Genomic DNA, 23961 nt, shown 5'->3' with positions numbered 1-23961 from the left:
GTTCGGGAAGGGGCGGGGTGGGGAAAGGCCCAGCGTCAGCGCACCCGTTCCAGCTCCGCCTCCACCAGGTCCGCCGCGTACGGGGTGCCGCCCTCGCCCGCCATCGTGGCGCGAATCCGGTCGAGGCGCTCGGCCACCTCCTGATCGGCCACCAACGACAGCACCGCCTCCCGCAGCAGTTCCGGCGTGGCCTCCTCCGTCGGGACGTGCCGGGCCACCCCCAGGTTCACCAGCAGCTCCGTATTCGCGAACTGGTCCGCCGCCTGCGGCACCGCCACCATCGGCACGCCGTTGGCCAGGCCCTCCTGGGAGCCGCCCATGCCCGCATGGGTGATGAACGCGTCGGCCTGCCGCAGGATGGCCAGCTGCGGCACCCACGAGCTCACCTCGATGTTCGGCGGCACCTCGCCCAGCTCGGCGACGTCGACGTGCTTGCCTATCTGGAGCACCACGTGCCAGCCCGGCAGATTGCCGAAGGCGGCGACGCACGCGCGGTAGAACGCGGGCTGCTTCGTGAAGGCCGAGCCGAGGGAGATCAGCAGGACCTTTTCCGCGTCCGCGGGCCGCTCCCACGTGCCCTGGTGGCCGCGGTCGCCGTGGCACGGGCCGGTGAAGGTGTTGACCGTCTCGTCCACGCCGTCGGCGTGCGGCTGCATGACGCGGGAGATGAGGGCGAGGCAGCGGTCGGGCCGGCGGCTGAACTCGTTGGGGTCCATGGGGAGGCCGTTGTCCGCGAGCCAGCCCGCGAACCGCTTTTCGTACGCCTTGCCGCGTTCGGTCGTCATCAGGGGGCCGAAGATCTCGTCCGCGATGTCCTGCTCCCACGTGTCCCAGGCCACCATGTGGGGGGAGAGCAGTACCGCGGGTACGCCCCAGCGGTGGGCGAGGACCCGGGCCGGGTAGGCGGTGCTGTCGTAGAGGACCAGGTCGGGTACGTCGTCCTCGTACGCGGCGGCGAGCTGCGGGAGGGAGTGGACGGCGTTGTCGAGGAACATGTCCAGGTGGTCGATGAGGTCCTGGCCCCAGGAGTCGGGGTCGTCCGCGATGGGCAGCGTCGACTCGTACACCTTCACCTCGGCGCCGGTGCCGGCGACGACCTCGGCGAACTCCTGGGGGACCGCGTAGGTCACCCGGTGGCCGCGGCGGACCAGTTCGCGGATCACCTCCAGGCCGGGGTGGACGTGGCCGGCGGCCGCGATGTTGAACATGGCGATGTGGGCAGGGCGTTCGGTGCGCGTGGCGGTCATGGACGCCACGCTAAACGAGACGCTGCGTCTCGCTCCACGGATTTTTTCCGGCCACGCGCGGCCCCGGTGCGGGACCGTCCCCGGCCACCAGGGAGACTGGCCACGAGACCGGAAGAGAAGGCACGGGTGTGACGGACATGGTGTTCACCGAGGCACGGGCGCGGGCCCTGCTGACGGCGGCGGGGCTGCCCGGTGACGAGGCGCGGCTGCTCTCCTTCGGCGAGAACGCGGTGTTCGCCACCGGCGGGCTCGTCGCCAAGGTCGGCCGCGAGCCCTCCCTGCTGGAGCGGGCGCGCCGGGAGCTGCGCGTGGCCGCGTGGCTCGCCGGCAGCGACGTGCCCGCCGTACGGGCCGCGGAGCCCGAGGCGCGGGTGGCCGAGGGGCACCCGGTGACGCTGTGGCGCCCGCTGCCCGGGGCCGTGCGCCCGGCCCGCCCCGCCGACCTGGCGGTCCTGCTCCGCGAGGTCCACGCGCTGCCCGCCCCGGCGTTCGCGCTCCCCCGCCGGGACCTGCTCGGCGGCGTGGAGCGCTGGCTGCGGCTGGCCGGCGACGCGATCGACCCGGCCGACGCGGCGTACCTGCGGGAGCGCCGCGACGCGTTCGCCGGTGCGGCGGCCGCGCTCGTGCCGCGCCTGGCGCCGGGCCCCGTGCACGGCGACGCGCTGCCGCGCAATGTGCACGTCGGGCCGGACGGGCCCGTCCTGGTGGACCTGGAGACGTTCTCCTCGGACCTGCGCGAGCACGATCTGGTGGTGACGGCCCTCAGCCTCGACCGCTACGGGCTGGACCCCGACGAGTACCACGCCTTCGTCCACGCCTACGGCTGGGACGTCCGCGAGTGGGACGGCTGCGCGGTGCTGCGCGGGGCGCGGGAGACGGCGAGCTGCGCGTGGGTGGCACAGCACGCGCCGGGCAACCCTGCCGCGCGTGCGGAGTTCGCGCGCCGGGTGGCGTCCCTGCGGGACGGTGACACGACGGTGCGCTGGTACCCGTTCTGACGGTGGCCCCCCTACCGCAACGGCCACCCCCGCTCCACCACCGCCCCCGCGTCCCCCTGCCGGCGCAGCCACGCCTGGTAGCCCGCCGCCCATTCCGCGTACCAGCGGATCTGGTCGCGGTGGAGGCCGGCCAGGTCCGCGCCGGCCACGCGCGGGTACCGTCCGGCTATCGCGCGGGCGACCCGTACCGCGGCCAGTGCGTCGGCGCCCGCCTCGTGGGCCTCGTCCAGGACGACGCCGTACTCGCGGCACACCGCCTCCAGGGTGCGGCGGCCCTTGCGGTAGCGGTCGACGGCCCGGTCGATGGTGTACGGGTCGACGACCGGGCCGACGCCCGTGCCGTCCACGCCGCCCGTGCCGCCCGCGTCCAGGAGGCGGTCGCGGAGCGGGCGCAGGCCGTGCCGGTGGAGTTCGGCGGCGAGCAGGCTGAGGTCGAACGAGGCGTTGTAGGCGACGACGGGCAGGCCCAGGGCCCAGTGGCCGGTGAGGGCGTCGGCTATCTCCTCGGCCACCTCGGCGGCGGGGCGGCCGGCGGCCGCCGCGCGCTCGCTGGTGATGCCGTGGATGGCCGCGGCCTCGCCCGGGATGGGCACCCCCGGGTCGGCCAGCCAGTGGCGGCCGCGGACGGTCTCGCCGTCCTTCGTCTCCAGCACCGCCGCCGTGACGATGCGCGCGGTCGCCGGGTCGGTACCCGTCGTCTCCAGGTCGAAGCCGATGAGCGGCTCCTCGTGCCAAGCCATGGTGGGTTTCCCCCTTCGGTGGTGCTTTCCCCCGTGGTGGCCCCACCCTCGCACGCGCCACTGACAGCGGGTCCTCGCACACCCGTTCTGACGGTCATTCAGTGGAGGTCCCGGTTCACGAGACGGGGCGGGACTCCTCCCACACGCCCTCGAACTCCTCGCGGTACGTCTCGAACAGGCCGCCGAGGGCGTCGCCCGTGCCCGGGCCGTCGCGCAGCACCTGGCGGCCCCGGCCGCGCAGCACCAGGACGGGCGACTCCATGCCGCGCGCCTTGCGCAGGTAGGACTGGACGACGGCGAGGCCGTCCGGGCCGTCGCCGTTGACGAGGTAGGCGGTGAAGCGGGGGGTCTCGTCGAAGACCCGGATCTCGAACGCGGCGGTGTCGCGCAGCCGGTCCCGCACCCGCCGCATGTGCATGATGTTCATCTCGACGGACCGGCTCATCTCGCCCTTCTTGATCCCCAGCTCCTTCTCGCGGCGCCGCACGGCGCTGCTGGCGGGGTTGAGGAAGAGCAGCCGGGCCCGGCAGCCGGACTCGGCGAGCCGCACGAGGCGGCGCCCGGAGTAGTTCTGCACCAGCAGGTTGAGCCCTATGCCGACGGCGTCCAGGCGGCGGGCGCTGCCGAAGAGGTCCTCCACGGGCAGCTGGCGCTGGAGCCGCACCCGGTCGGGGTGGACGCCCACCACGTCGGCGTACCGGTCGCCCACGAGGTCCTCGACGGCGTCGACGGGCAGCCGGTCCGCGCCGGCGCCGGTGCCGTGGCCGCCGCCGAGGATGTCGAGCAGCCGTGCGGCGGCGCGCTCGGCCTGGTCCAGGACCGCCCGGGACAGCGCGCGGTTGCGGGAGACGACGTTGCGCGCCACCTCCAGCTCGTCGAGGGCCAGCTCCAGCTCGCGCCGGTCGTCGAGCCAGGGCTCGAAGCACGGCCAGTGCTGGACGAGCAGTTCGCGCAGCTGGGGCAGGGTGAGGAAGCTGAGGACGTTGTCGTCGGCGGGGTCGAGCAGGTAGCCCTTGCGGCGGCTGACCTCGCGGACGGCGACGGCGCGCTGCACCCACTCCTGGCCGGCCGGGCCCGCGGCGGCCACGACCCACTCCTCCTCGCCGTGCACCGGCTCGTACACCGGGCGCAGCACGGTGGCCACGACGGCCCGCAGCCGCTGTTCGACGAGGTTGAGCCAGATGTAGGCGCGGCCGGCCCGGCGGGCGCGGGTGCGCACCTCGTCCCAGGCCTCGGCGCCCCAGTCCAGCTCCGTGCCGATCTCCACCGGGCGCGTCAGGGAGACGACACCCGGTGGGGTGCCGGTCGCGCCGTCTCCCCCGGAACATTCCTCTCCAGGGGGCAGCTCCAGCCCGCCCGAGCTCACCAGTGCACCGCCTTCCGCCCCCGTCCAACGATCAAGGCAGACTACTGCGCGGGCGGAGGCCGGTGCACCCGCCGCCCGCCGGGCTCCGGCCAACTCGAGCCGGTCCCGTGGCGGTTGCCGGTGCGGCCCTGGCCGAGAGTGAGCTGTTTCATAGCCGGACGGGTGGCGGACGGACGGCGGGCGGACGGCGGCCGGGTGTCGCGCATCCGGCGAAGATCTGCGGAGATCTACGGAAAGGGGGCTCCGGGGTGGAACACTCACCTCATGCAGGTCTGGCCGGGACAGGCTTACCCCCTCGGCGCCACGTACGACGGCGCCGGCACCAATTTCGCGGTCTTCTCCGAGGCCGCCGAACGGATCGAGCTGTGCCTTCTGCACGAGGACGGCTCGGAGACGGCGGTGGAACTGCGCGAGAGCGACGGCTTCGTACGCCACGCCTACCTGCCGGGCGTCATGCCCGGCCAGCGGTACGGCTTCCGGGCCCACGGGCCGTACGACCCGGGGCGCGGGCTGCGCTGCAACTCGGCGAAGCTGCTGCTGGACCCGTACGCCAAGGCGGTCAGCGGGCAGGTCGAGTGGGGCGAGGCGGTGTACGGCTACCGGTTCGGGCGGCCGGAGAAGCGCAACGACATGGACTCGGCGCCGCACATGATGACGTCGGTGGTGGTCAACCCGTACTTCGACTGGGGCGACGACCGGCCCCCGCGCACCGACTACCACCGCACGGTGATCTACGAGGCGCACGTCAAGGGCCTGACGATGCTGCACCCTGCGCTGCCGCAGGACGTCCGCGGGACGTACGCGGGGCTGGCCCACCCGGCGGTCCTGGAGCACCTGACGGAGCTGGGGGTGACCGCGATCGAACTGATGCCGGTCCATCAGTTCGTCAACGACCACCGGCTGGTGGACGGGGGGCTGGCCAACTACTGGGGGTACAACACCATCGGCTTCTTCGCCCCGCACAACGCCTACGCCTCCTGGGGCGACCGGGGCCAGCAGGTGCTGGAGTTCAAGTCGGCGGTGCGGGCGCTGCACGAGGCGGGCATCGAGGTGATCCTCGACGTGGTCTACAACCACACGGCGGAGGGCAACCACCTGGGGCCGACGCTGTCGTTCCGGGGGCTGGACAACGCCTCGTACTACCGGCTGGCGGACGATCCGCGGTACTACATGGACACCACCGGCACCGGCAATTCGCTGCTGATGCGCAGCCCGCACGTGCTCCAGCTCATCATGGACTCGCTGCGCTACTGGGTGACCGAGATGCACGTGGACGGCTTCCGGTTCGACCTGGCGGCGACGCTGGCCCGGCAGTTCCACGAGGTGGACCGGTTGTCGTCGTTCTTCGACCTGGTGCAGCAGGACCCGGTGGTGAGCCAGGTCAAGCTGATCGCGGAGCCGTGGGACGTGGGCGAGGGCGGCTACCAGGTGGGCAACTTCCCGCCGCTCTGGACCGAGTGGAACGGCAAGTTCCGGGACACGGTGCGGGACCTGTGGCGGGGCGAGCCGGCCACGCTGGCCGAGTTCGGCTCCCGGCTGACCGGCTCCTCCGACCTCTACCAGGGCGACGGCCGGCGGCCGATCGCCTCGGTCAACTTCGTCACCTGCCACGACGGCTTCACCCTGCGCGACCTCGTCTCGTACAACGAGAAGCACAACGAGGCCAACGGCGAGCAGAACCAGGACGGCGAGAGTCACAACCGGTCGTGGAACTGCGGCGTGGAGGGCGAGACCGACGACCCGGAGGTGCTGGAGCTGCGGGAGCGTCAGATGCGGAACTTCATCGCGACGCTGATGCTCTCCCAGGGCGTCCCCATGCTCGGCCACGGCGACGAGTTCGCCCGCACCCAGCACGGCAACAACAACGCCTACTGCCAGGACAACGAGCTCTCCTGGGTGCACTGGCCGCACCCCGGCGACCCCGGCCACGACCTGGCGCGGCGGATGCTCGCCTTCACCCGCTCCCTGACCCGGCTCCGCCGCGACCACCCCGTCTTCCGGCGCCGCCGCTTCTTCCACGGCCGTCCCGCGCAGGGCACCCACGACGACCTGTCCGACATCGCCTGGTTCACCCCGGAAGGGCAGGAAATGCGGGAATGCGACTGGCAGGTCGCCTACGCCAAGTCCCTCACCGTCTTCCTCAACGGCAACGCCATCTCCGAGCCCGGCCCGCGCGGCGAACGCATCGTCGACGACTCGTTCCTGCTGATGTTCAACGCGCACGAGGGCCCGCTGGACTTCGCCGTCCCGCCCGACCACGGCCGGCTGTGGCGCCTCGTCGTCGACACCGCCCGCCCGGACGGCGTCACCTCCGACGGGCCCACCGCCGGCCCCGGCGACCGGCTCACGCTCACCGGCCGCAGCCTGGCGGTGTGGCGACGGCCGGCGTGAGCGCGGGGAAACCGGGGATACGTATGCTCTGTGACGCGTGACAGCAGCGCACCACCCACAGCCACCTACCGGCTCCAACTCCAGCCCGCGTTCCCCTTCGCCGCGGCCGAGCGCGCCGTGCCGTACCTCGCCGCGCTGGGCGCCTCCCACCTGCACCTCTCGCCCGTCCTCGAGGCCGTGCCCGGCTCCACGCACGGCTACGACGTCACCGGCCACGACGCCGTACGGGCCGAGCTCGGCGGCGAGGAGGGGCTGCGCTCGCTCGCGGCCACCGCCCACGCCCACGGGCTCGGGCTGGTCCTCGACATCGTCCCCAACCACATGGCGCTGCCCGCGCCGGAGCGGCTCAACGGGCCGCTGTGGGCCGTCCTGCGCGACGGGCCCGCCTCCCCGTACGCCCCCTGGTTCGACATCGACTGGTCCGCGCACGGCGGCCGCGTCCTGCTGCCCGTCCTGGGCGGGCGGCTCGGCGACGAGCTGGCGCACTTCCGCGCCGACCGCCGCGCCGGCGTCCTCCACTACCACGACCACGTGCTGCCGCTGCGCCCCGGCACCGAACACCTGCCGCTGCCCCAGCTGCTGGACGCCCAGTGGTACCGGCCCGCCTGGTGGCGCCTCGCCCGCACCGAACTCAACTACCGCCGCTTCTTCACCGTCTCCGAGCTGGTCGCGGTGCGCGTGGAGGAGCCGGAGGTCTTCGAGGCCACGCACGCCACCGTGCTGCGCCTGCTGCGCGAGGGCGTCGTCGACGGGCTCCGCGTCGACCACCCCGACGGGCTCGCCGACCCGGCGGCGTACCTGCGGCGGCTGGACGAGGCCACGGGCGGCCGGTGGACGGTGGTGGAGAAGATCCTCGGCCCCGGCGAACGGCTGCCCGCCGGCTGGCCCGCGGCCGGCACCACCGGCTACGACGCGCTGCGCCACGTCGACGGGCTCTTCACCGACCCCGCCGGGGCGGAGGAACTGACGGCCGCCTACCGCGCCTTCGCCGCTCCCCCCGCCGGCCTCGGCGGCCAGTGGCCCGCGACCCTGCGCCGCGCCGCCCGGCACGTCATCACCCACGAACTGTCCGCCGAGACCGAACGGCTGGTCCGCACGGCGGTACGGCTCTGCGAGGGCTCCGCGTGCCCGTCCGGCCTCCGCGACCACGCCCCCTGGGCCCTGCGCACCGCCCTGCGGGAGATCCTCGTACGGCTGCCCGTCTACCGCCCCTATGCCACGCCGGGCCGGCCCGCCGCGCCGGAGGACGCCGCGATGCTGGAGGAGGCGGCGCGCGGCGCCCGTGCCGCGTTCGCGGTGCCGGAGGAGGCCGCGGCGGTCGACGTGGTGCGGGACGCGGCGCTGGGGCGGCTCGGCGACGGCCCCGAGCAGCGGGACTTCTGCGCACGGTTCGCGCAGACCGCGTCGGCGCTGCGCGCCAAGTCGGTGGAGGACACCGCCTTCTACCGGTACGTGCCGCTGCTGTCGGCCGCCGAGGTCGGCGGCGACCCCGGCCGGCCCGCGGTGACGCCCGAGGAGTTCCACGCGTACTGTGCCCGCACACAGGCCGAGCGGCCGCTGACGGGCACGGTGCTGTCCACGCACGACGCCAAGCGCAGCGCCGACGTCCGGGCCCGCATCGCCGCCCTCACCGCGCGCCCCGCGCGCTGGGGCGAGCTGATGGACGAGCTGTGGCGCCGCGCCCCGGGCCCGGACCGGCATGTGGCGTGGCAGGCGTGGCAGACGGCCTTCGGGCTGGGCGCCGGTACGGACGGGGAGCCGGTCGCCGCGGACCGGCTGGTGCCGGCGGTGCTCAAGAGCGTGCGCGAGGCGGGCCTGCGCACCACGTGGACCGAGCCGGACGCCGCGTACGAGGAGGCGGTGGCCGGCTTCGTGACCGGCGGGCCGTGCGGGCCGGCCGCTCGCGCCCTGGCCCCGCTGGCCGGGGAACTGGCCGGCGCGGTGCGCGCCCACGTGCTGGGCGCGGCGCTGCTGCACCTGACGATGCCGGGCGTCCCGGACGTGTACATGGGCACCGAGCGGCTGTACGCCGCGCTGGTCGACCCGGACAACCGCCGCCCGCCCGCCTTCCCGGAATCGTCCGGGCAGGAGCCGGCGGGCCTGTCCGGCGAGAAGCTGCGCCTGACCCGGGCCGCCCTGCGGCTGCGGCGGGAGCATCCCCGGTGGTTCGGTGCCGAGGCCACGTACGAGCCGCTGCCGGCCGGGGGCCCGGCGGCCGCGCACTGCGTGGCGTTCGCGCGGACCGGGGCGGTCGTCACGGTCGTGACGCGGCTGCCGCTCCGGCTGGCGGCCGGGGGCGGCTGGCGGGACACCGTACTGGACCTGCCGCCGGGCGGGGCCGCGTGGCGGGACGTGCTGTCGGGGCGCGGGGGGCTGCGGGGGCGGGTGCCGGTGGCGGAGCTGCTGCGGGAGGGGCCGGTGGCGCTGCTGGTGCGGGACGGGGGTGAGTGAAGGCCGCGTTCAGTGCAGGGGCCACGCCCACACCGCCGTCATCACGGCGGCGGTGAGGAGCAGGCACACGGACGACGCGAGCGTGACGCGGACGCGGCGGGAGAGCGGCGGCCGCCGTACGGCGGCGCCCTCCTGGCCGATGCCCGCGACCACCGTGCCGGTGCGGGCGGTCGCGCCCTCCCGGCGGTGGATCGCGAAGAGGATGCCCTTCCTCGGCGAGGTGATGACGACGTCGCCCCGCGCCGAGGAGACCGACAGCAGCGGCTCGCCCTTGTCGACCGTGTCGCCCACCTTCCGGTGCCAGCACACCACGGTGGTCCTGCGGGCGCCGCCCGTCTCGCCCGGCAGCCACGGCAGGGACAGGTGCGTGTAGCCACCGCCGGTGTCCAGCGGGCGGGCCCGCAGGGGCTGGACGGCGCGCGGCGCCCCCGCCGCGGGTCCCGACGCGGTGGACGGCCCGGCCTCGGTGATGATGGCCCGCGTCTCCGCCGTCTGACGCGTGATCACCGCCCGGACCTCCACCGGCAGCCGCCACGCGGAGGTGCCGCGCGGCCCCGCGCAGTGGTCCAGGATCGCGGTCACGCCGGGCCGGGCGGCCGGGTCCTTGGCCAGGCACGCCCGCACCAGGGGGAGGAGGCCGCGGGGCAGCGTGGTCAGGTCGGGTTCGCCGTGCACGACGCGGTAGACGACGGCCTCGGAGGGCCCCTCGCCGAACGGCGGCCGGCCGGTCGCGGCGTACGCCAGCACCGAGCCGAGGCAGAAGACGTCGCCGGCCGGGGTGGCCTCCCGGCCCTGGATCTGCTCGGGCGACATGAACGCCGGCGTGCCGATGACACCGCCCGTGTGCGTGAGCTGCGACGTGCTGTCCAGGGCACGGGCGATGCCGAAGTCGATGACGCGCGGCCCGTCCTCGGCGAGGATGACGTTGCCGGGCTTGAGGTCGCGGTGCACCAGGTTCCGTACGTGGATGGCGGCCAGTCCCTCCGCGAGGCCGGCGCCGAGCGCCGCGACGGTCTCCAGGGGCAGCGGGCCGCGCTGCTCCACGGCCTCCTTCAGGGACAGGCCCGGTATGTAGGACGTGACGAGCCACGGCGGGTCGGCCTCCGTGTCCGCGTCCACGACCTGCGCGGTGTAGAAGCCGCCGACGCGCCGGGCGGCCTCGACCTCCAGGGCGAAGCGGCGGCGGAACCGCTCGTCCTCGGCGAGCCCCGCCCGCACCACCTTCACCGCGACCGTCAGACCGCCCGGGGAACGCCCCAGGTAGACCTTCCCCATCCCCCCGCCGCCCAGCCGCGCCACCAGGACGTACGGCCCGACCCCGGACGGATCCGTGGGCAGCAGAGGCTCTATCACGTCGTACCCCCAGCGCCGTGACTCACCGAACACACCAATGCTCCCAGCAACGGGACCGGCCGGGAAGCGGTGAGATGCCGCGTGCGACGCGGCCCGCAGGGGGAAGAAGACAGTCGTGCTGTTCGACGTGTGGGCGCCGTGGGCCGGGGTCGTGGAGCTGCTGGCCGACGGCCGGACGTACGTGATGGGGCCGGACCCCGGGCGGGCCGGCTGGTGGTGCTGCGAGGCCCCCGGCGGGCACGGCACACGGTACGGGTTCGCGCTGGACGGCGGCCCGCCGCTGCCCGACCCGCGCTCGCGCCGGCAGCCCGACGGGCCGGACGGGCTCAGCGCCGTCGTCGACTTCGCCCGCCTGCCGTGGCGGCACGGCTGGCGGGGGCGCGGGCTGCGGGGCGCGGTGCTGTACGAGCTGCACACGGGCACGTTCACGCCCGAGGGCACGTTCGACGCGGCCGCCGAACGGCTGCCGCACCTGGCCGACCTGGGCGTCACGCACGTCGAGCTGATGCCCGTCTGCCCCTTCCCCGGCCGGCACGGCTGGGGCTACGACGGGGTGGCGCCGTGGGCCGTGCACGAACCCTACGGCGGACCCGAGGGCCTCGCCCGGTTCGTGGACGCGGCGCACGGACTGGGCCTGGGCGTCGTCCTCGACGTGGTGCACAACCACCTCGGCCCGTCCGGCAACCACCTGCCCACGTACGGCCCGTACTTCACCGACACCCACCAGACACCGTGGGGCGCCGCCGTCAACCTCGACGCACCCGGATCACCCGAGGTTCGTGCGTACCTGACGGGCAGTGCGCTGGCCTGGCTGACCGACTACCGGCTGGACGGACTGCGCCTGGACGCCGTGCACGCCCTCGTCGACCACGGCCCCGTCCACTTCCTCGCCGAACTGTCGGCCGCGGTCGACGAACTGGGCGCACGGCTGGGCCGGCCGCTGTTCCTCGTCGGCGAGTCCGACCTCAACGACCCGGCCACGACCACGCCCCGCCCGGCCGGCGGGCTCGGCCTGCACGCCCAGTGGAACGACGACTTCCACCACGCGCTGCACACCCTGCTCACCGGCGAGTCCCAGGGCTACTACGCCGACTTCGCCGCCGACCCGCCCCGGGCCCTGGCGAAGACGCTGCGCGGCGGCTTCTTCCACGACGGCACGCACTCGTCGTTCCGCGGCCGGCCGCACGGCCGCCCCCTCGACCCCGGCACGCCCGCGCACCGCCTGCTGGGCTACGCCCAGACCCACGACCAGGTGGGCAACCGCGCCGTGGGCGACCGCCTGTCCGCCCGCCTCTCCCCCGGGCTGCTGGCCTGCGCGGCGGCGCTCGTCCTGGGCGCGCCGTTCACGCCGATGCTGTTCATGGGCGAGGAGTGGGGGGCACGCACGCCCTGGCAGTACTTCACCGACCACACCGACCCGGAGCTGGCCGAGGCCGTACGGGCCGGCCGCCGCCGCGAGTTCGCCGCCCACGGCTGGGCCGAGGAGGACGTCCCCGACCCCCAGGACCCGGCCACCCGCGACCGGTCCTGCCTCGACTGGACCGAACCCGCCTGCGAACCGCACGCCCGCCTGCTCGCCTGGTACCGCCGCCTGATCGCCCTCCGCACGGACCTGCCGCACGACGCCCCGCTGTCCGCCACGGACGTCACGGTGGGCCCCGGCGGCACCACCGTCCTGCACCGCGCCCCGTACACGATCACGGTCAACCCGACCCGCGAAACGGTGACGCTCCCCCTCCCCCACACGCCCGCCGAGATCCAGGCGGCGTGGGGCCGGGTCCCCCCACCGGCCCCGGACGGCACCCTCACCCTGCCCCCGGAGTCGGCGGCGGTCCTGCGCTGACGGCCGCCGGCGGGCGGCTTTGCGGCCCCCGGCGGGCGGAGGGACGCTGGAAGTGACGCGCCCGCACCGCGCGGCGCGCAGCCGGAGCGTAAGGGGACGATCACGATGCGCACGCTGCTCAGGGCCCGGCTGGACACCCACGCCGGCAACGAGGTGATCCGCGACGGCACGATGCCCGACGCCGTCCAGGGCCTGCTCGACGAACTCAAGCCGGAGGCCGCCTACTTCGCCGCCATGGACGGCGGCCGGACCTGCCTGATGGTCTTCGACCTGGACGACCCGTCCCGCATCCCGGCCGTGGCGGAGAAGCTCTTCCTCGACCTGGAGGCCGAGGTCGAACTCGTCCCGGTGATGAACCACGAGGACCTCAAGAAGGGCCTCGCGGCCCTGAAGAAGGGCTGACCGGCTGCCGCTACGCCTCCTCCGGCCGCAGCCGGAGGGAGATGGAGTTGATGCAGTAGCGCTGGTCGGTGGGGGTGGGGTAGCCCTCGCCCTCGAAGACGTGGCCCAGGTGGGAGCCGCAGCGGGCGCAGCGGACCTCGGTGCGGAGCATGCCGTGCGAGCGGTCCTCCAGGAGTTCCACCGCCGAGGAGTCCCGGGGGTCGTAGAAGCTCGGCCAGCCGCAGTGGCTGGGGAACTTCTCGTGCGACGTGAACAGTTCCGCCCCGCACGCCCGGCACTCGTAGACGCCGGGCGTCCTCGTGTCGGTGTACTCGCCGCGGAACGCGGGTTCCGTGCCGGCCTCGCGGAGGACGTGGTACTCCTCCGCGGTCAGCTCGGCGCGCCACTGCTCGTCCGTCTTCTCGACCTCGTACGGCATGTCGTCGTCCTCCCGGGTCAGCTCTCCAGGCGGGCCAGGATCCGCGGACCGAGGTCCGTGACGTCGCCCGCGCCCATGGTCAGAACGAGGTCACCGGGGCGTGCCATTCCCGCGATCACGGCGGGGACGGCCGCCATGTCGTGCTCGGCGCGCACCTCGGCGCCGGCGGCCTGCGCCGCGTCGATGATCAGGGCGCTGGTGACGCCCGGGACCGGGTCCTCGCGGGCCGGGTAGATGTCCAGGACCACCGAGGCGTCGGCGAGGGCCAGGGCCCGGCCCATCTCCGTGCCCAGCTCCTGGGTGCGGCTGAACAGGTGCGGCTGGAAGACCACCAGCACCCGGGCGTCGCCCGCGGCGCCGCGGATCGCCTCCAGGTCGGCCGTCATCTCGGTCGGGTGGTGCGCGTACGAGTCGATGACCTGGACGCCGTTCGCCTCGCCCTTCAGCTGGAGGCGGCGGCCCACGCCGGTGTACGTGCCCAGGGCGCCCGCCAGGTCGGCGGCCGGGATGCCCAGCGCCACGCCGGCGGCGAGGGCCGCGACCGCGTTGTGCGCGTAGTGCCGGCCCGGCACGGACACGGTGAAGGTCAGCTCGGTGCCCTTCAGGTCGACGGTGACCTCGCTGGTCAGGCCGTGCGCCGTGACGTCGAGGACCCGCACGTCCGCGTCCTTGTCCTCGCCGTACGTGACCACGTCGAGCCCGTCGCGGCCCGCCACGCGGCGCGTCAGCTCGCGGGCGCCCTCCTGGTCGGCGTTGACGACCAGCGTGCCGCCCGGGCGGACCCGGCCGACGAACGTCTCGAAGGACTCGTGGATCTCCGCCATCGACGCGTAGTTCGCATGGTGGTCCAGCTCCACGTTGAGGACGATCGCGACCTCGGGCGCGTACTTGTGGAAGCTGCGGTCGCTCTCGTCCGCCTCCGCCACGAAGATCTCGCCGCCGCCGTGCCGCGCGTTCGTGCCCGGGCCGGCCAGGTCGCCGCCGATGGCGTACGACGGGTCGAGGCCCAGGGAGTCCAGCGAGACGGCCAGCATGGAGGTGGTGGTCGTCTTGCCGTGGGTGCCCGCCACGGCGATCGGGCGCAGGCAGTCCATGAGACGGGCCAGCGCGTCGGAGCGGTGCACGACCGGGATGCCGCGCTCGGCGGCCGCGGCCAGCTCCGGGTTGTCGGAGCGGATGGCGCTGGAGACGACGACGCAGGTCGCGTCGGCCGCCAGATGGTCCGCGGCGTGCCCGATGTGCACCGTGGCGCCCAGCTCGCGCAGCGCCGCCGCCGTCGCCGACTCCTTCGCGTCACTGCCCGCCACGGCCGCGCCGCGCTGCGCCAGGATCTTGGCGATGCCCGACATGCCGGCGCCGCCGATGCCGATGAAGTGCGGTCGGTCCATCGTCGTGGGGACGGCCGGTGCCATGTGCGGTGCTCCCTGGGTGGTGATCGGTGCCTGCGGGGTCGAGCCAGACTTAAATAGAGCTAGGCAGATTCTTGCACCTCGCCCCCGCGCCCCGTCACACCGTCCGGATCAGCCCCGCCGCCAGGCCCGCCGCCACCGCCGCCGTACGGCTGTCCACGCCGAGTTTGTCGTAGATGTGCACGAGGTGGGTCTTCACCGTGGCCTCGCTGATGAACAGCCGCTTGGAGATCTGCCGGTTGGCCAGGCCCTCCGCCACCAGGCCCAGGATCTCCGTCTCGCGCGGCGACAGCGCGGGCCGGCCGCCGGAGCGGACGCGGCCCAGGAGGCGGGCGGCGACCGGGGGCGCGAGGACGGTCTCGCCGCGCGCGGCGGCCTGGACGGCGGCCGCGAGGTCCTCCGGCGGGGCATCCTTGAGCAGGTAGCCGGTGGCGCCGGCCTCGACGGCCGCGAGGATGTCCGCGTCGGTGCTGTACGTGGTGAGGATCAGCACGGCGGGCGGCCGGGGGCGGGCGGTGATGCGGCGGGTGGCCTCCACGCCGTGCATGCCGGCGCCCATCTGGAGGTCCATGAGGACGACGTCGGGCCGGACGCCCTCGTCCAGCAGGCGCAGCGCCTCGGCGCCGTCGGCGGCCTCGCCGACCGCCTCCACGTCGGGCAGCTCGTCGACCAGGGCGCGCAGCCCGCGCCGTACGACGGGGTGGTCGTCGACCAGGAGCACCGCGATCACGCCGCGGCCTCCGTCTCCGCCGTGCGGACCGGCAGGGACGCGGCGATCGCCGTGCCCTCGCCCGGTGCCGACTCGACGGTGAGGGTGCCGCCGAGCTCGGCGATGCGCTCGCGCATGCCGTGCAGGCCGAACGTCGGCCGGCCGGCGGGGCCGGGCGCGCCCGGGTCGAAGCCGACGCCGTCGTCGTAGACGTCCAGCGTGACCTGCCCGTCCAGGTAGGCCAGGGTCACCGCGGCGTGGCCGGCGCGGGCGTGCCGGGCCACGTTGGCCAGGGCCTCCTGGGTGAGGCGCAGCAGCGCCACCTCGGTGTCGACGGGCAGCGGCACGGGCTCGCCGTCCAGGCGGAAGGCGGCGCCGGGGACGGTACGGGCGGTGACCCGGCGCAGGGCCTCCGGGAGCGGGGCGTCCTCCAGGGCCGGCGGGGTGAGGGCCTGCACGAAGCGGCGGGCCTCGGCCAGGTTGTCGGCGGCGGTGCGGCCGATCTCCCGGGCCCGGTCGCGGGCGGCGCCGGCCGTGGGGGCGTGCTCGGCGGCACGGGCCAGCAGCACGATGCTGGACAGGCCCTGGGCGAGCGTGTCGTGGATCTCGCGGGCCAGGCGCTGCCGCTCGGCGAGCCGGCCGGCCTCGCGCTGGGCGGCGGCCAGCTCGTCACGGGTGCGGACCAGGTCGTCGATGAGCCGCTGACGGCGCCCGCTCTCGCGGTAGAGGGCGGCGTAGCCGTACGCGGTGAGGATGGCGACGGCCGCGCCCGCCGCGGGCCCGACGGCCTTGGCGGCGGTGAACCCGCCGGGCCCGGCGGCCTGCGCGGCGACCACGGCGGCGGTGGCGGCGGCCACGGCGGGGTGGGCCAGGCGCACCGGCAGGGCGCGCAGGAAGAGGAAGAACAGCGGGAACGCCACGTAGCTGAAGCTCCGGTCCAGGGCCAGGAGCAGCAGCCACAGCGCGGTGACGAGGGCGAGCCAGGCGCCGGGGCGGCGGCGCGGGAGGATCACGCCGTAGCCGTACGCGGCGGCGAGCGCGAGGGCCGGGGGCAGCAGCACGGCGGGGCGCTCGCCGGCCGTCAGCAGGGCCACGGCCAGCAGCCCGTAGAAGGCGCAGTGGAAGGCGAGGCGGACCAGGCGCAGCGCCGGCATCTCGGCCGGCGGCTCCGCCGACGTATCCGCCGGTCCGGCGCCGGAAGGACTCGTTCTGTGCACGCTGCTCACCCGTCGAGCGTACGGGCGTGCGGGCGGGCCCCCGGACGGCCGGGGCATCAACCGTTCGATGGATTTCCGGCTGCACCGGACGGACGGGGCGGCGACCGGACCTTGCCCCGATGCCGGCGGGCGCGCGGCGCGCGAGGGTGGTGGGGCTCGATACCCGTTGTTCCGTACCGAAGGATTCCGCGTGTTCGTCGCGCTCCGTGACATCAGATTCGCCCGGGGGCGGTTCGCCCTCATGGGCACCGTCGTCGTGCTCATCACCATGCTGGTGGTGTTCCTCAACGGCCTGACGGGCGGTCTGGCCCGGGAGGCGACGTCGGCGGTGGCGGGCCTGCCGGCCGGCCGGGTCGTCTTCGGCGCCCCGGCGTGGGCCGCGGCCGAGGTGTCGTTCGGCAACAGCACGGTGGACGAGCGGCAGCTCGCGGCCTGGCGCGCGGCGCCCGGCGTGACGTCCGCCGAGCCGCTGGGCGTGGCGATGACGCGGCTGACGGCGGGCGGCACGGCCTCGTCGGTGAGCGTCTTCGGCAGCACGGAGCGGCTGCGCCCGGAGCTGCTGCGGGGCACGGCGCCCCGGGACGGGCAGGTGGCGGTCGGCGAGCGGGTGGCGCGGGAGCACGGGCTCCGCGTCGGCGGCACGGTCACGCTCGGCAGCCGGGAGCTGGTCGTGGCCGGTATCACGCCGGACCGCAGCCACGGCCACGCGCCCACCGTGTGGGCGACGCTCGGCACGTGGTCGCTGGTCGGCCACCAGCCGCAGCCGACGGTGCTCGCGGTGACGGGCGACGGCGGCCCGTCGGGGGCCGTCGCAGCATCGACGAGGGCCGTGGAGCTCGACGACGCGCTGCCGGGCATCCCCGGCTACGCGGCCGAGCAGGGGACGCTGCGGCTGGTGGAGGGGTTCCTGCTGGTGGTGAGCGCGCTGGTGGTGGGGGCGTTCTTCACGGTGTGGACGGTGCAGCGGCGGCCGGAGGTCGCGGTGCTCAAGGCGGTGGGCGCGAGCGGCGGCTACCTGGTGCGGGACGCCCTCGCGCAGGCCCTGGCCGTGCTGGGGGCCGGTGCGCTGCTGGGCGGGGCGCTGGGCGCGCTCGGGGGGTGGCCGGCCTCGGCGGCCGTGCCGTTCGAGCTGAGCACGGCCACGGTGGCGGTGCCCGTGGCCGCCATGGTGCTGCTGGGGCTGGCCGGTGCGGCCCTGGCGGTGCGCCGCATCACGTCCGTCGACCCGCTGACCGCCCTGGGAGCCCACCGATGAGCACCACCACCGCTGCCGCCGCCCTCGTGCTGGACGACGTCACCCTCACCTACCCCGACGGCGACCGCCGCCTGACCGCGCTGGACGCCGTGTCGCTGACCGTGCCGCCGGGTTCGCTGACGGCGGTGGTGGGGCCGTCGGGCTCGGGGAAGTCCAGCCTGCTGGCGGTGGCGGCGACCCTGATGCGCCCGGACTCCGGACGGGTGACGGTCGCGGGGCGGGAGACGACGGGGATGAGCGAGAAGGAGCGCGCCGCGCTGCGCCGGGAGCGCGTCGGCATCGTCTTCCAGCAGGCGAACCTGCTGCCGTCACTGACGGCCGAGGAGCAGCTGCTGGCCGTGGAGCACCTGCGCGGCGGCAGCGTCCGGGCCGCCCGGGCGCGGGCGGCGGAGCTGCTGGAGTCGGTGGGGCTGGACGAAGCGAAGCGGCGCCGGCGCCCGCACCAGTTGTCCGGGGGTGAGCGGCAGCGCGTGAACATCGCCCGTGCGCTGTTCGGCGGGCCGTCGGTGCTGCTGGTGGACGAGCCGACGTCGGCCCTCGACCACGAGCGGGGCGCCCGCGTGATGGACCTGCTGGCGGCGGTCACCCGGCAGCACGGCACGGCGACGGTGCTGGTCACGCACGACCGGGCGCTGCTCGGCCGGGCCGACCGCGTCGTGACGATGACGGACGGGCGGCTGGGCTGACCGGCGGGGGCCGGCCCTCTGGGGCCGGCCCCCGCCGCGCCGTCTCACGCCTCCGGCTTCGCCCCCTCGGTGGCGGCCTCGCCCTCGGTGCCCTCCGTGACGTCCTCGTCGCTGTGCGCGTACAGCTTCAGCACCGGCACGCCCACCTTGTGCCGGGCGCGGGAGGCCCAGTCGCGGTGGAAGAACTCCTCGACCAGGTGGGGGGCGGTGAGCACGATCACCTCGTCGGCGTGGGTCTGCTCGACCACCGACCGCAGCAGGTCCAGCGGGTGCCCGTCGATCACCTGGCCGACGGCCTGCGAACCCGCTGCGCGGAGTCTGCGCAGCGACTGTTCCAGGGCGAGGGCGGCCGGCCGCAGCGCCTCCTCGCCCTCCGGCTCGTCGGCCTCGTGCACCGCCTTCTCCAGCTCGCCGAGGGCCACGTCGTCGATGGCCCGCAGCAGGCGGTCCTCGTCGCCGCGCGGCCGCAGGAGGACGACGAAGGACATGTCGTCGTCGTGGAGGGTGGTGACGAAGCCGACGTCCGCGGCGGACAGCGGCTGCTCGATCATCAATACGCTCGTGAACACGGTGGAGCCCTTCTTCTCCGTGGGCCACCGGGCCCAACAGAAACCATCCTGCGCGTGCTCCCCGTGAGCGCGCCCGTCCGGTCGTGGGGCGACGTGCTCTCGGGGGAGCGTCTGACTCAATTCTGCCCACGGAACGAGAACCGGAACGGCTAATTCCGTCGATTGTCAGACCGTTCTCGTCAGATCTGCCGGACCCTTCCGCCGGATCCGCGGGACCTTTTATCAGACCCGCCGGTAGCGCGTGAAGAGGAAACCACCGTCCTCCAGCATCGAGGCGAGCGCGAACCTCTCCAGCACCTCCAGCGGGGGCCCCGACATGATCCGCGGGGCCGTGCCCGTGGCCACCAGCGGCGCCAGCGACAGGCACACCTCGTCCAGCACCCGGGCCGAGGCGAACTGCCCCAGCAGCCGCGGGCCGCCCTCGGTGAGCAGCCGCGTCAGCCCGCGCCCGGCCAGCACCTCCGGGACGCGCGCGGCGTCCACCCCGCGCCCCTCCCCGGCCACGAGCACCTCCGCGCCCGCCGCGCGCGCCGCGGCCACCCGCTCCGCCGGGGCGTCCGCGCCGGTCAGCACCAGCGTGGGCACCAGCGGCTCCGTGAACAGGGGCATCGAGAAGTCCAGCGCGAGCCCGGCGCTGACCACGGCGATCGCCGGCGCGGGCGCCTGCCCGTGCGCCGCTCTCAGCTCCGCGAACGCCTCCCGTGCCTTCGCGGGCCGGTACCCCTCCTGCCGTACGGTCTCGGCGCCGACCACCACCGCGTCGGCCAGCCCCCGCAGGGTGCCGAAGATCCGCATGTCGGCGTCGGAGGAGAGCGGCTGGGAACGCCCCTCGTGGTGGGCCGCGCCGTCCAGCGAGGAGACCATGTTGCAGCGCAGCCAGGCACGGCCCCCGCTTCCGGCCTCCTCCGGGTAGGCGTACAGGGCGGCCAGCTCGTCCAGGCCCCAGGCCCGGTCTTCGGCGTCGGCGGGGGTCAGGGGGGAGGGGAACAGGCGTCGCATGGGCCGCAGTGTGACACGGGTCGCCCCGCCCGGCCGCCCCCGGCCCACGACCGCGGGCTACGCTGGACAGCTGTGTCGTCCTCCACCGCATCACCCACCAGCGCCAGCGCCACCGGCCCCGCCGACGCCCCCGGCCCCATAGCCGGACCGCGTACGGCGACCGCGCCCGTCGCGCTGACCTCGCGCAGCCCGCACGTCCCGGCCGACCGCCTGGTCGCCGAGATGGTGCCGCCGCCGCGCTTCGACGCGGTGCGGTTCGACACGTACGTCCCCGACGCACGGCAGCCCAGCCAGGCCGAGGCCGTCACGGTCCTCGCCGGCTTCGCCGCCGGCCTCGGCGCCCCCGCGGGCGGCGGCACCGGCCGCAAGCGCTGGTTCCGCCGCGAGGCGAAGCCGGCCGCCCCCGCCGGCCCGCGCGGCGTCTACCTCGACGGCGGCTACGGCGTCGGCAAGACCCACCTGCTGGCCTCCCTCTGGCACGCCACCCCGGCCGCGCCCGAGCAGAAGGCGTTCGGCACGTTCGTCGAGCTGACCAACCTCGTCGGCGCCCTCGGCTTCCAGCAGACCGTCCAGACCCTCAGCGGCCACCGGCTGCTGTGCATCGACGAGTTCGAGCTCGACGACCCCGGCGACACGGTGCTGGTCTCCACCCTCCTCGGCAGGCTCGTCGAGGCCGGCGTGGCGCTGGCCGCGACCTCCAACACGCTGCCCGGCAAGCTCGGCGAGGGCCGGTTCGCCGCCACGGACTTCCTCCGCGAGATCCAGGGCCTGTCCGCGCACTTCCGCACCCTGCGCATCGACGGCGAGGACTACCGCCACCGCGGCCTGCCCGAGGCCCCCGCGCCGTACGACGACGCCACCGTCGAGCGCGTGGCGCACCGCACCGCCGGCGCCTCCCTCGACGCCTTCCCCGACCTGCTGGCGCACCTGTCCAAGGTCCACCCCAGCCGCTACGGCGCGCTGAGCGACGGCGTGCGCGCGGTCTGCCTCACCGGCGTCGAGCCGGTGCCGGACCAGTCCACGGCGCTGCGCCTGGTGGTCCTGGCCGACCGGCTGTACGACCGCGAGGTGCCGGTGCTGGCATCGGGCCGGCCGTTCGACGAGCTGTTCAGCGAGGACATGCTCAACGGCGGCTACCGCAAGAAGTACTTCCGCGCCATCTCCCGCCTCACCGCCCTGGCCCGCGACGCCAAGCGCCTGGTCGAGGAGTAGGAGCCGAGGAGCGGGCCGAGGAGCAAGGGGACGGGGGGCCTCGGGGAGAATCCGGGCATGCCCCGAACGCCACGCCCCCTCCTCCTCGCCGTCGCCGCCGCGGCCCTGTGCGGCACCCTCGCCGCCTGCGGCGGCAGCGGCAGCCCCGCCCCCGCCCGTACGACCGCGGCGGCCGGCACGGCGAAGGCCACCGCGCCGGTGCCGGACGGGTCGCCGTCACCGTCGCCGTTCGCCGCACCCACCCTGCCGCCCGGCCCCGGCGGTGCCGCACCCGTCTTCTCGCACGGCCCGCGCACCGGCCCCAAGCGCGTCGCGCTGACCTTCGACGCCGACATGACGTCCGACCAGGGGCCGCGGGCGGCGCGCGGCGAGCACTTCGACAACCCCGGGCTCGTCGCGGCGCTGCGACAGCTCAAGGTCCCCGCCACCGTCTTCATGACCGGGCGGTGGGCCGAGGAGTACCCCGACCAGGCCCGCTCCCTCGGCGGCGACCCGCTGTTCGAGATCGCCAACCACTCGTACAGCCACCACGCGTTCACCACCCCCTGCTACGGCCTGCCCGCCCTCGCCCCCGGCACCGCGCGCGCCGACGTGGAGCGCGCATTCGCGGCCATCCGGCGCACCGGGGCGCAGCGCGTGGTGCCGTACTTCCGTTTCCCCGGCGGCTGCCACGACGACGCGGTGCTGCGCGAGCTGGGGCCGGCGCAGGTGACGGCCGTGCAGTGGGACGTGGTCAGCGGCGACGCCTTCGCCAAGCAGGCCGGGCCCGTCGCCGCGCAGGTGCTGTCGCAGGTGCGGCCCGGCTCGGTCGTGGTGATGCACTGCACCCGCAGCGCCGCGCCCGTCACCGAGGAGGCGGTGCGGCGCATCGTGCCGCACCTGCGGGCGCAGGGTTACGAGTTCGTGCGCGTGTCGGAACTCATCGGCGCGCACTGAGCGCGTGTACGCCAGACGGGCAAGGGCGTGTCCGACAGGTCGGGCGCGCGGAGCCCTCGGTCGGGTGGTTTGGAACCGGCCCTTCGCCGTGGCGTCGAGCCGGCCGGAAGGATAAGGCTGCTGTTGCCGACCGGGGGGGTGAAGTCCGGTCGGAAGGTCACGGTCGAGGTGAAGTGACCTCATGAGCGGGCCGGCCTTCGCCGGCCGCCCGGCCCTTCGGACACAGCCTGGGAGCGGGGGGCGGTGCCGACCGCGACTGGAGGGGATGCGCGCCCGGCCGGACAGCGGCACGAGCACGTGGTCGCGCAGGCGCGGCCGGTCGAAGTAGCCGGCGTAACCCGCCACGGTGTCCATGGCCAGGCGTTCGGGAAGCGACCTGGGCAGCAGGTAGTCGTCACCATGGATGACAGTGGCCCGCTGCGGGCCGCCCAGGTGTTCGGCCAGGAGAGTGGCCGGCGTCGTCTTCCCGGAGCCCGCCCGGCCGTCGAGCGCCACCAGGGCCGTGCCGTGCACCGCGCGGGCGGTGACGGCGGCCACGATGCGGTGGATCTGCTGAGGCTTCACTGCCATGGCGGGAGGTCTACCCACCCCGTCCGTTCCTGTGGTCTTCACCGGGCCGGCGGGAGGGAAGCGATCCGGTCATGCGCCCTGTGCAGCCCGTCCTCGGCCCGCTGCCGGCGTCCACCGCAGGCGACTGCGGTCGGCGGATGGCGATGTGGTGGAACACGCTGTTCAGCTCGGCTTTGACCGGGTCGGGCATGGGGAATTCGTCGAGGAGTGCACGGGCCCGGGCGAGATGGGAGTGCGCGGCAGTCTCGGCGGATTCCAGACCTCCCGCCTGTTCGATCAGTTGCGCCATGACGGCGAACGTTTCAGCGTCGAGGGAGTCCTGCCCGAGCAGGTCGTGAAGCCGGTCGGCCGCGGGTGAGGTGGCTCGCACGGCGGCCAGCAGCGGAAACGTCTTTCTGCGTTGTTGCAGATCTTTGTAGCCGGGTTTACCGACGAGGTCGCGGTTCTGCCAGAGATCCTCGACATCGTTCATGATTTTCCAGGCCGCGCCTGCGTGCTCGGCTGCCTGTACGAGCGGTGCGGCGGCGGTGAGCGATCCGCCGCCGAGGAGGACGCCGATGGCGGCGCTGCACCCCAGGAGGGCGCCGTCGTGCTCGTAGCACAGTTCGAGGTGGGCATCGAGCTCGGCGGCGCTGAGTTCGGTGACGTGACGCCGCATCAGGTCCCGCTCCGCGGCAACGACCCGGAACAGGTAGGTCAACTGGTCGTTGACCAGGCGGAAGGCTGTCGTCCCGCCGTCGCCGGGAAGGCCGAGGAGCAGGTTGTTCACTTCTGCCCAGAGCCCGACGGCGGCGAGCAGTGATTCCGGTGCGCCGCGGGCAGCCCAGACGGTGGGCCGGCCCCGGCGCACCGCGTCTTCGTCGATGATGTCGTCCATGAGCAAGGTGGCGTTGAGCATGAGCTCGATCGCGACCGCCCCGGGGATGGCCGTGTGCGGATCGGCTCCGACGGCTTGGGCGGACAGCAGCACGACGGGAGCGTGCACCGTCCTGCTGCCCCGTTGCCGATGCGGAGTTCCGTCCAGGTCGCACCATCCCAGGTAGTAGCGGCAGTCCTGGGCGACGTCGGGGTGCAGTGCCTCGAGAGCCTCCTCCATGCCCGCACGGATGAGGTCCTTGCACCGGGTCACGATGTCCGGCACGAGCAGCGCCTCCGGCACCGGTGGCGAGTTCCGGGGAGTGTCCGGACGC

At 74.8% G+C, this 23961-nt stretch carries 20 protein-coding genes; 9 read left to right on the top strand and 11 right to left on the bottom strand.

Features of this window, described 5'->3' with window-relative positions; translation table 11 throughout:
• Positions 1 to 35 precede the first annotated feature (35 nt).
• Entirely contained in the window at positions 36 to 1247 is a 1212-nt protein-coding gene (locus IE305_RS01315; RefSeq protein WP_190127469.1) for a macrolide family glycosyltransferase, read from the bottom strand.
• A 137-nt stretch (positions 1248 to 1384) separates the two neighbouring features.
• On the opposite strand from IE305_RS01315, the gene IE305_RS01310 reads away from it, so the two are divergent.
• Entirely contained in the window at positions 1385 to 2245 is an 861-nt protein-coding gene (locus tag IE305_RS01310) for a phosphotransferase (RefSeq protein WP_190128152.1), read from the top strand.
• Between the two features lie 11 nt (positions 2246 to 2256).
• Here IE305_RS01310 and IE305_RS01305 read toward each other — a convergent pair whose 3' ends face one another.
• Both IE305_RS01305 and IE305_RS01300 read right to left on the bottom strand, forming a co-directional pair.
• Positions 2257 to 2985 (bottom strand): exonuclease domain-containing protein, encoded by a 729-nt coding sequence (locus tag IE305_RS01305; RefSeq protein ID WP_190127468.1) that lies wholly within the window; start codon positions 2983 to 2985, stop codon positions 2257 to 2259.
• A 115-nt stretch (positions 2986 to 3100) separates the two neighbouring features.
• Positions 3101 to 4351: a DUF5919 domain-containing protein gene (locus tag IE305_RS01300; RefSeq protein ID WP_190127467.1), complete on the bottom strand. Its 1251-nt coding sequence runs from the start codon at positions 4349 to 4351 to the stop codon at positions 3101 to 3103.
• A 264-nt stretch (positions 4352 to 4615) separates the two neighbouring features.
• Here IE305_RS01300 and glgX point away from each other — a divergent pair, with 264 nt between their 5' ends.
• Positions 4616 to 6742: a glycogen debranching protein GlgX gene (glgX, locus tag IE305_RS01295; RefSeq protein ID WP_190127466.1), complete on the top strand. Its 2127-nt coding sequence runs from the start codon at positions 4616 to 4618 to the stop codon at positions 6740 to 6742.
• A 30-nt stretch (positions 6743 to 6772) separates the two neighbouring features.
• Positions 6773 to 9193: a malto-oligosyltrehalose synthase gene (gene treY, locus IE305_RS01290; protein ID WP_190127465.1), complete on the top strand. Its 2421-nt coding sequence runs from the start codon at positions 6773 to 6775 to the stop codon at positions 9191 to 9193.
• Between the two features lie 9 nt (positions 9194 to 9202).
• Here the strand turns inward: treY and IE305_RS33650 are convergent, their stop codons facing one another.
• On the bottom strand, positions 9203 to 10546 hold the full coding sequence (locus IE305_RS33650) for a protein kinase domain-containing protein (protein WP_190127464.1): 1344 nt from the start codon (positions 10544 to 10546) through the stop codon (positions 9203 to 9205).
• 115 nt (positions 10547 to 10661) lie between these two features.
• Here IE305_RS33650 and treZ point away from each other — a divergent pair, with 115 nt between their 5' ends.
• Positions 10662 to 12389, top strand: coding sequence for a malto-oligosyltrehalose trehalohydrolase (gene treZ, locus IE305_RS01280; protein ID WP_190127463.1), 1728 nt, complete (start codon positions 10662 to 10664; stop codon positions 12387 to 12389).
• Positions 12390 to 12494: 105 nt separating this feature from the next.
• Complete coding sequence (locus tag IE305_RS01275) at positions 12495 to 12791, top strand: DUF3303 family protein (protein WP_190127462.1); 297 nt, start codon at positions 12495 to 12497, stop codon at positions 12789 to 12791.
• A gap of 10 nt (positions 12792 to 12801) precedes the next feature.
• On the opposite strand, the gene msrB is transcribed toward IE305_RS01275, so the two are convergent.
• From msrB to IE305_RS01255, 4 genes are all read right to left on the bottom strand, one after another.
• Positions 12802 to 13209: a peptide-methionine (R)-S-oxide reductase MsrB gene (gene msrB, locus IE305_RS01270; RefSeq protein WP_190127461.1), complete on the bottom strand. Its 408-nt coding sequence runs from the start codon at positions 13207 to 13209 to the stop codon at positions 12802 to 12804.
• A 17-nt stretch (positions 13210 to 13226) separates the two neighbouring features.
• Positions 13227 to 14621 (bottom strand): UDP-N-acetylmuramate--L-alanine ligase, encoded by a 1395-nt coding sequence (murC, locus tag IE305_RS01265; RefSeq protein ID WP_190127460.1) that lies wholly within the window; start codon positions 14619 to 14621, stop codon positions 13227 to 13229.
• A gap of 94 nt (positions 14622 to 14715) precedes the next feature.
• Positions 14716 to 15348 (bottom strand): response regulator, encoded by a 633-nt coding sequence (locus IE305_RS01260; protein WP_190127459.1) that lies wholly within the window; start codon positions 15346 to 15348, stop codon positions 14716 to 14718.
• Positions 15345 to 16481 carry a sensor histidine kinase gene (locus IE305_RS01255; RefSeq protein WP_190128151.1) on the bottom strand — a complete coding sequence of 379 codons (1137 nt, stop codon included), beginning with the start codon at positions 16479 to 16481 and terminating at the stop codon, positions 15345 to 15347. The genes IE305_RS01260 and IE305_RS01255 overlap by 4 nt, the downstream gene beginning before the upstream one ends.
• A 253-nt stretch (positions 16482 to 16734) precedes the next feature.
• On the opposite strand from IE305_RS01255, the gene IE305_RS01250 reads away from it, so the two are divergent.
• On the top strand, positions 16735 to 17799 hold the full coding sequence (locus IE305_RS01250; protein ID WP_190127458.1) for an FtsX-like permease family protein: 1065 nt from the start codon (positions 16735 to 16737) through the stop codon (positions 17797 to 17799).
• Positions 17796 to 18485, top strand: coding sequence for an ABC transporter ATP-binding protein (locus tag IE305_RS01245; RefSeq protein WP_190127457.1), 690 nt, complete (start codon positions 17796 to 17798; stop codon positions 18483 to 18485). The genes IE305_RS01250 and IE305_RS01245 overlap by 4 nt, the downstream gene beginning before the upstream one ends.
• A 44-nt stretch (positions 18486 to 18529) precedes the next feature.
• Here IE305_RS01245 and IE305_RS01240 read toward each other — a convergent pair whose 3' ends face one another.
• Together IE305_RS01240 and IE305_RS01235 are read right to left on the bottom strand one after the other, a co-directional pair.
• Entirely contained in the window at positions 18530 to 19054 is a 525-nt protein-coding gene (locus IE305_RS01240) for an indole-3-glycerol phosphate synthase (RefSeq protein ID WP_190127456.1), read from the bottom strand.
• Between the two features lie 222 nt (positions 19055 to 19276).
• Positions 19277 to 20053, bottom strand: a complete 777-nt coding sequence (locus IE305_RS01235; protein WP_190127455.1) for a pyrimidine reductase family protein — start codon at positions 20051 to 20053, stop codon at positions 19277 to 19279.
• Positions 20054 to 20125: 72 nt separating this feature from the next.
• Here IE305_RS01235 and zapE point away from each other — a divergent pair, with 72 nt between their 5' ends.
• Positions 20126 to 21265 (top strand): cell division protein ZapE, encoded by a 1140-nt coding sequence (gene zapE / locus IE305_RS01230; protein WP_190127454.1) that lies wholly within the window; start codon positions 20126 to 20128, stop codon positions 21263 to 21265.
• A 57-nt stretch (positions 21266 to 21322) separates the two neighbouring features.
• Positions 21323 to 22201, top strand: a complete 879-nt coding sequence (locus IE305_RS01225; protein WP_190127453.1) for a polysaccharide deacetylase family protein — start codon at positions 21323 to 21325, stop codon at positions 22199 to 22201.
• Between the two features lie 580 nt (positions 22202 to 22781).
• On the opposite strand, the gene IE305_RS01220 is transcribed toward IE305_RS01225, so the two are convergent.
• Positions 22782 to 23930 carry a polyprenyl synthetase family protein gene (locus tag IE305_RS01220; RefSeq protein ID WP_190127452.1) on the bottom strand — a complete coding sequence of 383 codons (1149 nt, stop codon included), beginning with the start codon at positions 23928 to 23930 and terminating at the stop codon, positions 22782 to 22784.
• Positions 23931 to 23961: the final 31 nt, after the last annotated feature.

Source organism: Streptomyces mashuensis (assembly GCF_014654785.1).
In the GTDB taxonomy this organism is placed as follows: domain Bacteria; phylum Actinomycetota; class Actinomycetes; order Streptomycetales; family Streptomycetaceae; genus Streptomyces; species Streptomyces mashuensis.
This window is presented reverse-complemented; position numbering and strand designations above follow the sequence as displayed.

Excerpts from the sequence above, each read along its gene's own strand:
- IE305_RS01225 (WP_190127453.1), top strand. The coding sequence starts at position 21,323 with ATGCCCCGAACGCCACGCCCCCTCCTCCTCGCCGTCGCCGCCGCGGCC.
- IE305_RS01255 (WP_190128151.1), bottom strand. The coding sequence starts at position 16,481 with ATGCCGGCGCTGCGCCTGGTCCGCCTCGCCTTCCACTGCGCCTTCTAC.
- IE305_RS01310 (WP_190128152.1), top strand. The coding sequence starts at position 1,385 with ATGGTGTTCACCGAGGCACGGGCGCGGGCCCTGCTGACGGCGGCGGGG.
- glgX (WP_190127466.1), top strand. The coding sequence starts at position 4,616 with ATGCAGGTCTGGCCGGGACAGGCTTACCCCCTCGGCGCCACGTACGAC.
- murC (WP_190127460.1), bottom strand. The coding sequence starts at position 14,621 with ATGGCACCGGCCGTCCCCACGACGATGGACCGACCGCACTTCATCGGC.
- msrB (WP_190127461.1), bottom strand. The coding sequence starts at position 13,209 with ATGCCGTACGAGGTCGAGAAGACGGACGAGCAGTGGCGCGCCGAGCTG.
- IE305_RS01305 (WP_190127468.1), bottom strand. The coding sequence starts at position 2,985 with ATGGCTTGGCACGAGGAGCCGCTCATCGGCTTCGACCTGGAGACGACG.
- IE305_RS01245 (WP_190127457.1), top strand. The coding sequence starts at position 17,796 with ATGAGCACCACCACCGCTGCCGCCGCCCTCGTGCTGGACGACGTCACC.
- IE305_RS01235 (WP_190127455.1), bottom strand. The coding sequence starts at position 20,053 with ATGCGACGCCTGTTCCCCTCCCCCCTGACCCCCGCCGACGCCGAAGAC.
- IE305_RS01315 (WP_190127469.1), bottom strand. The coding sequence starts at position 1,247 with ATGACCGCCACGCGCACCGAACGCCCTGCCCACATCGCCATGTTCAAC.
- IE305_RS01275 (WP_190127462.1), top strand. The coding sequence starts at position 12,495 with ATGCGCACGCTGCTCAGGGCCCGGCTGGACACCCACGCCGGCAACGAG.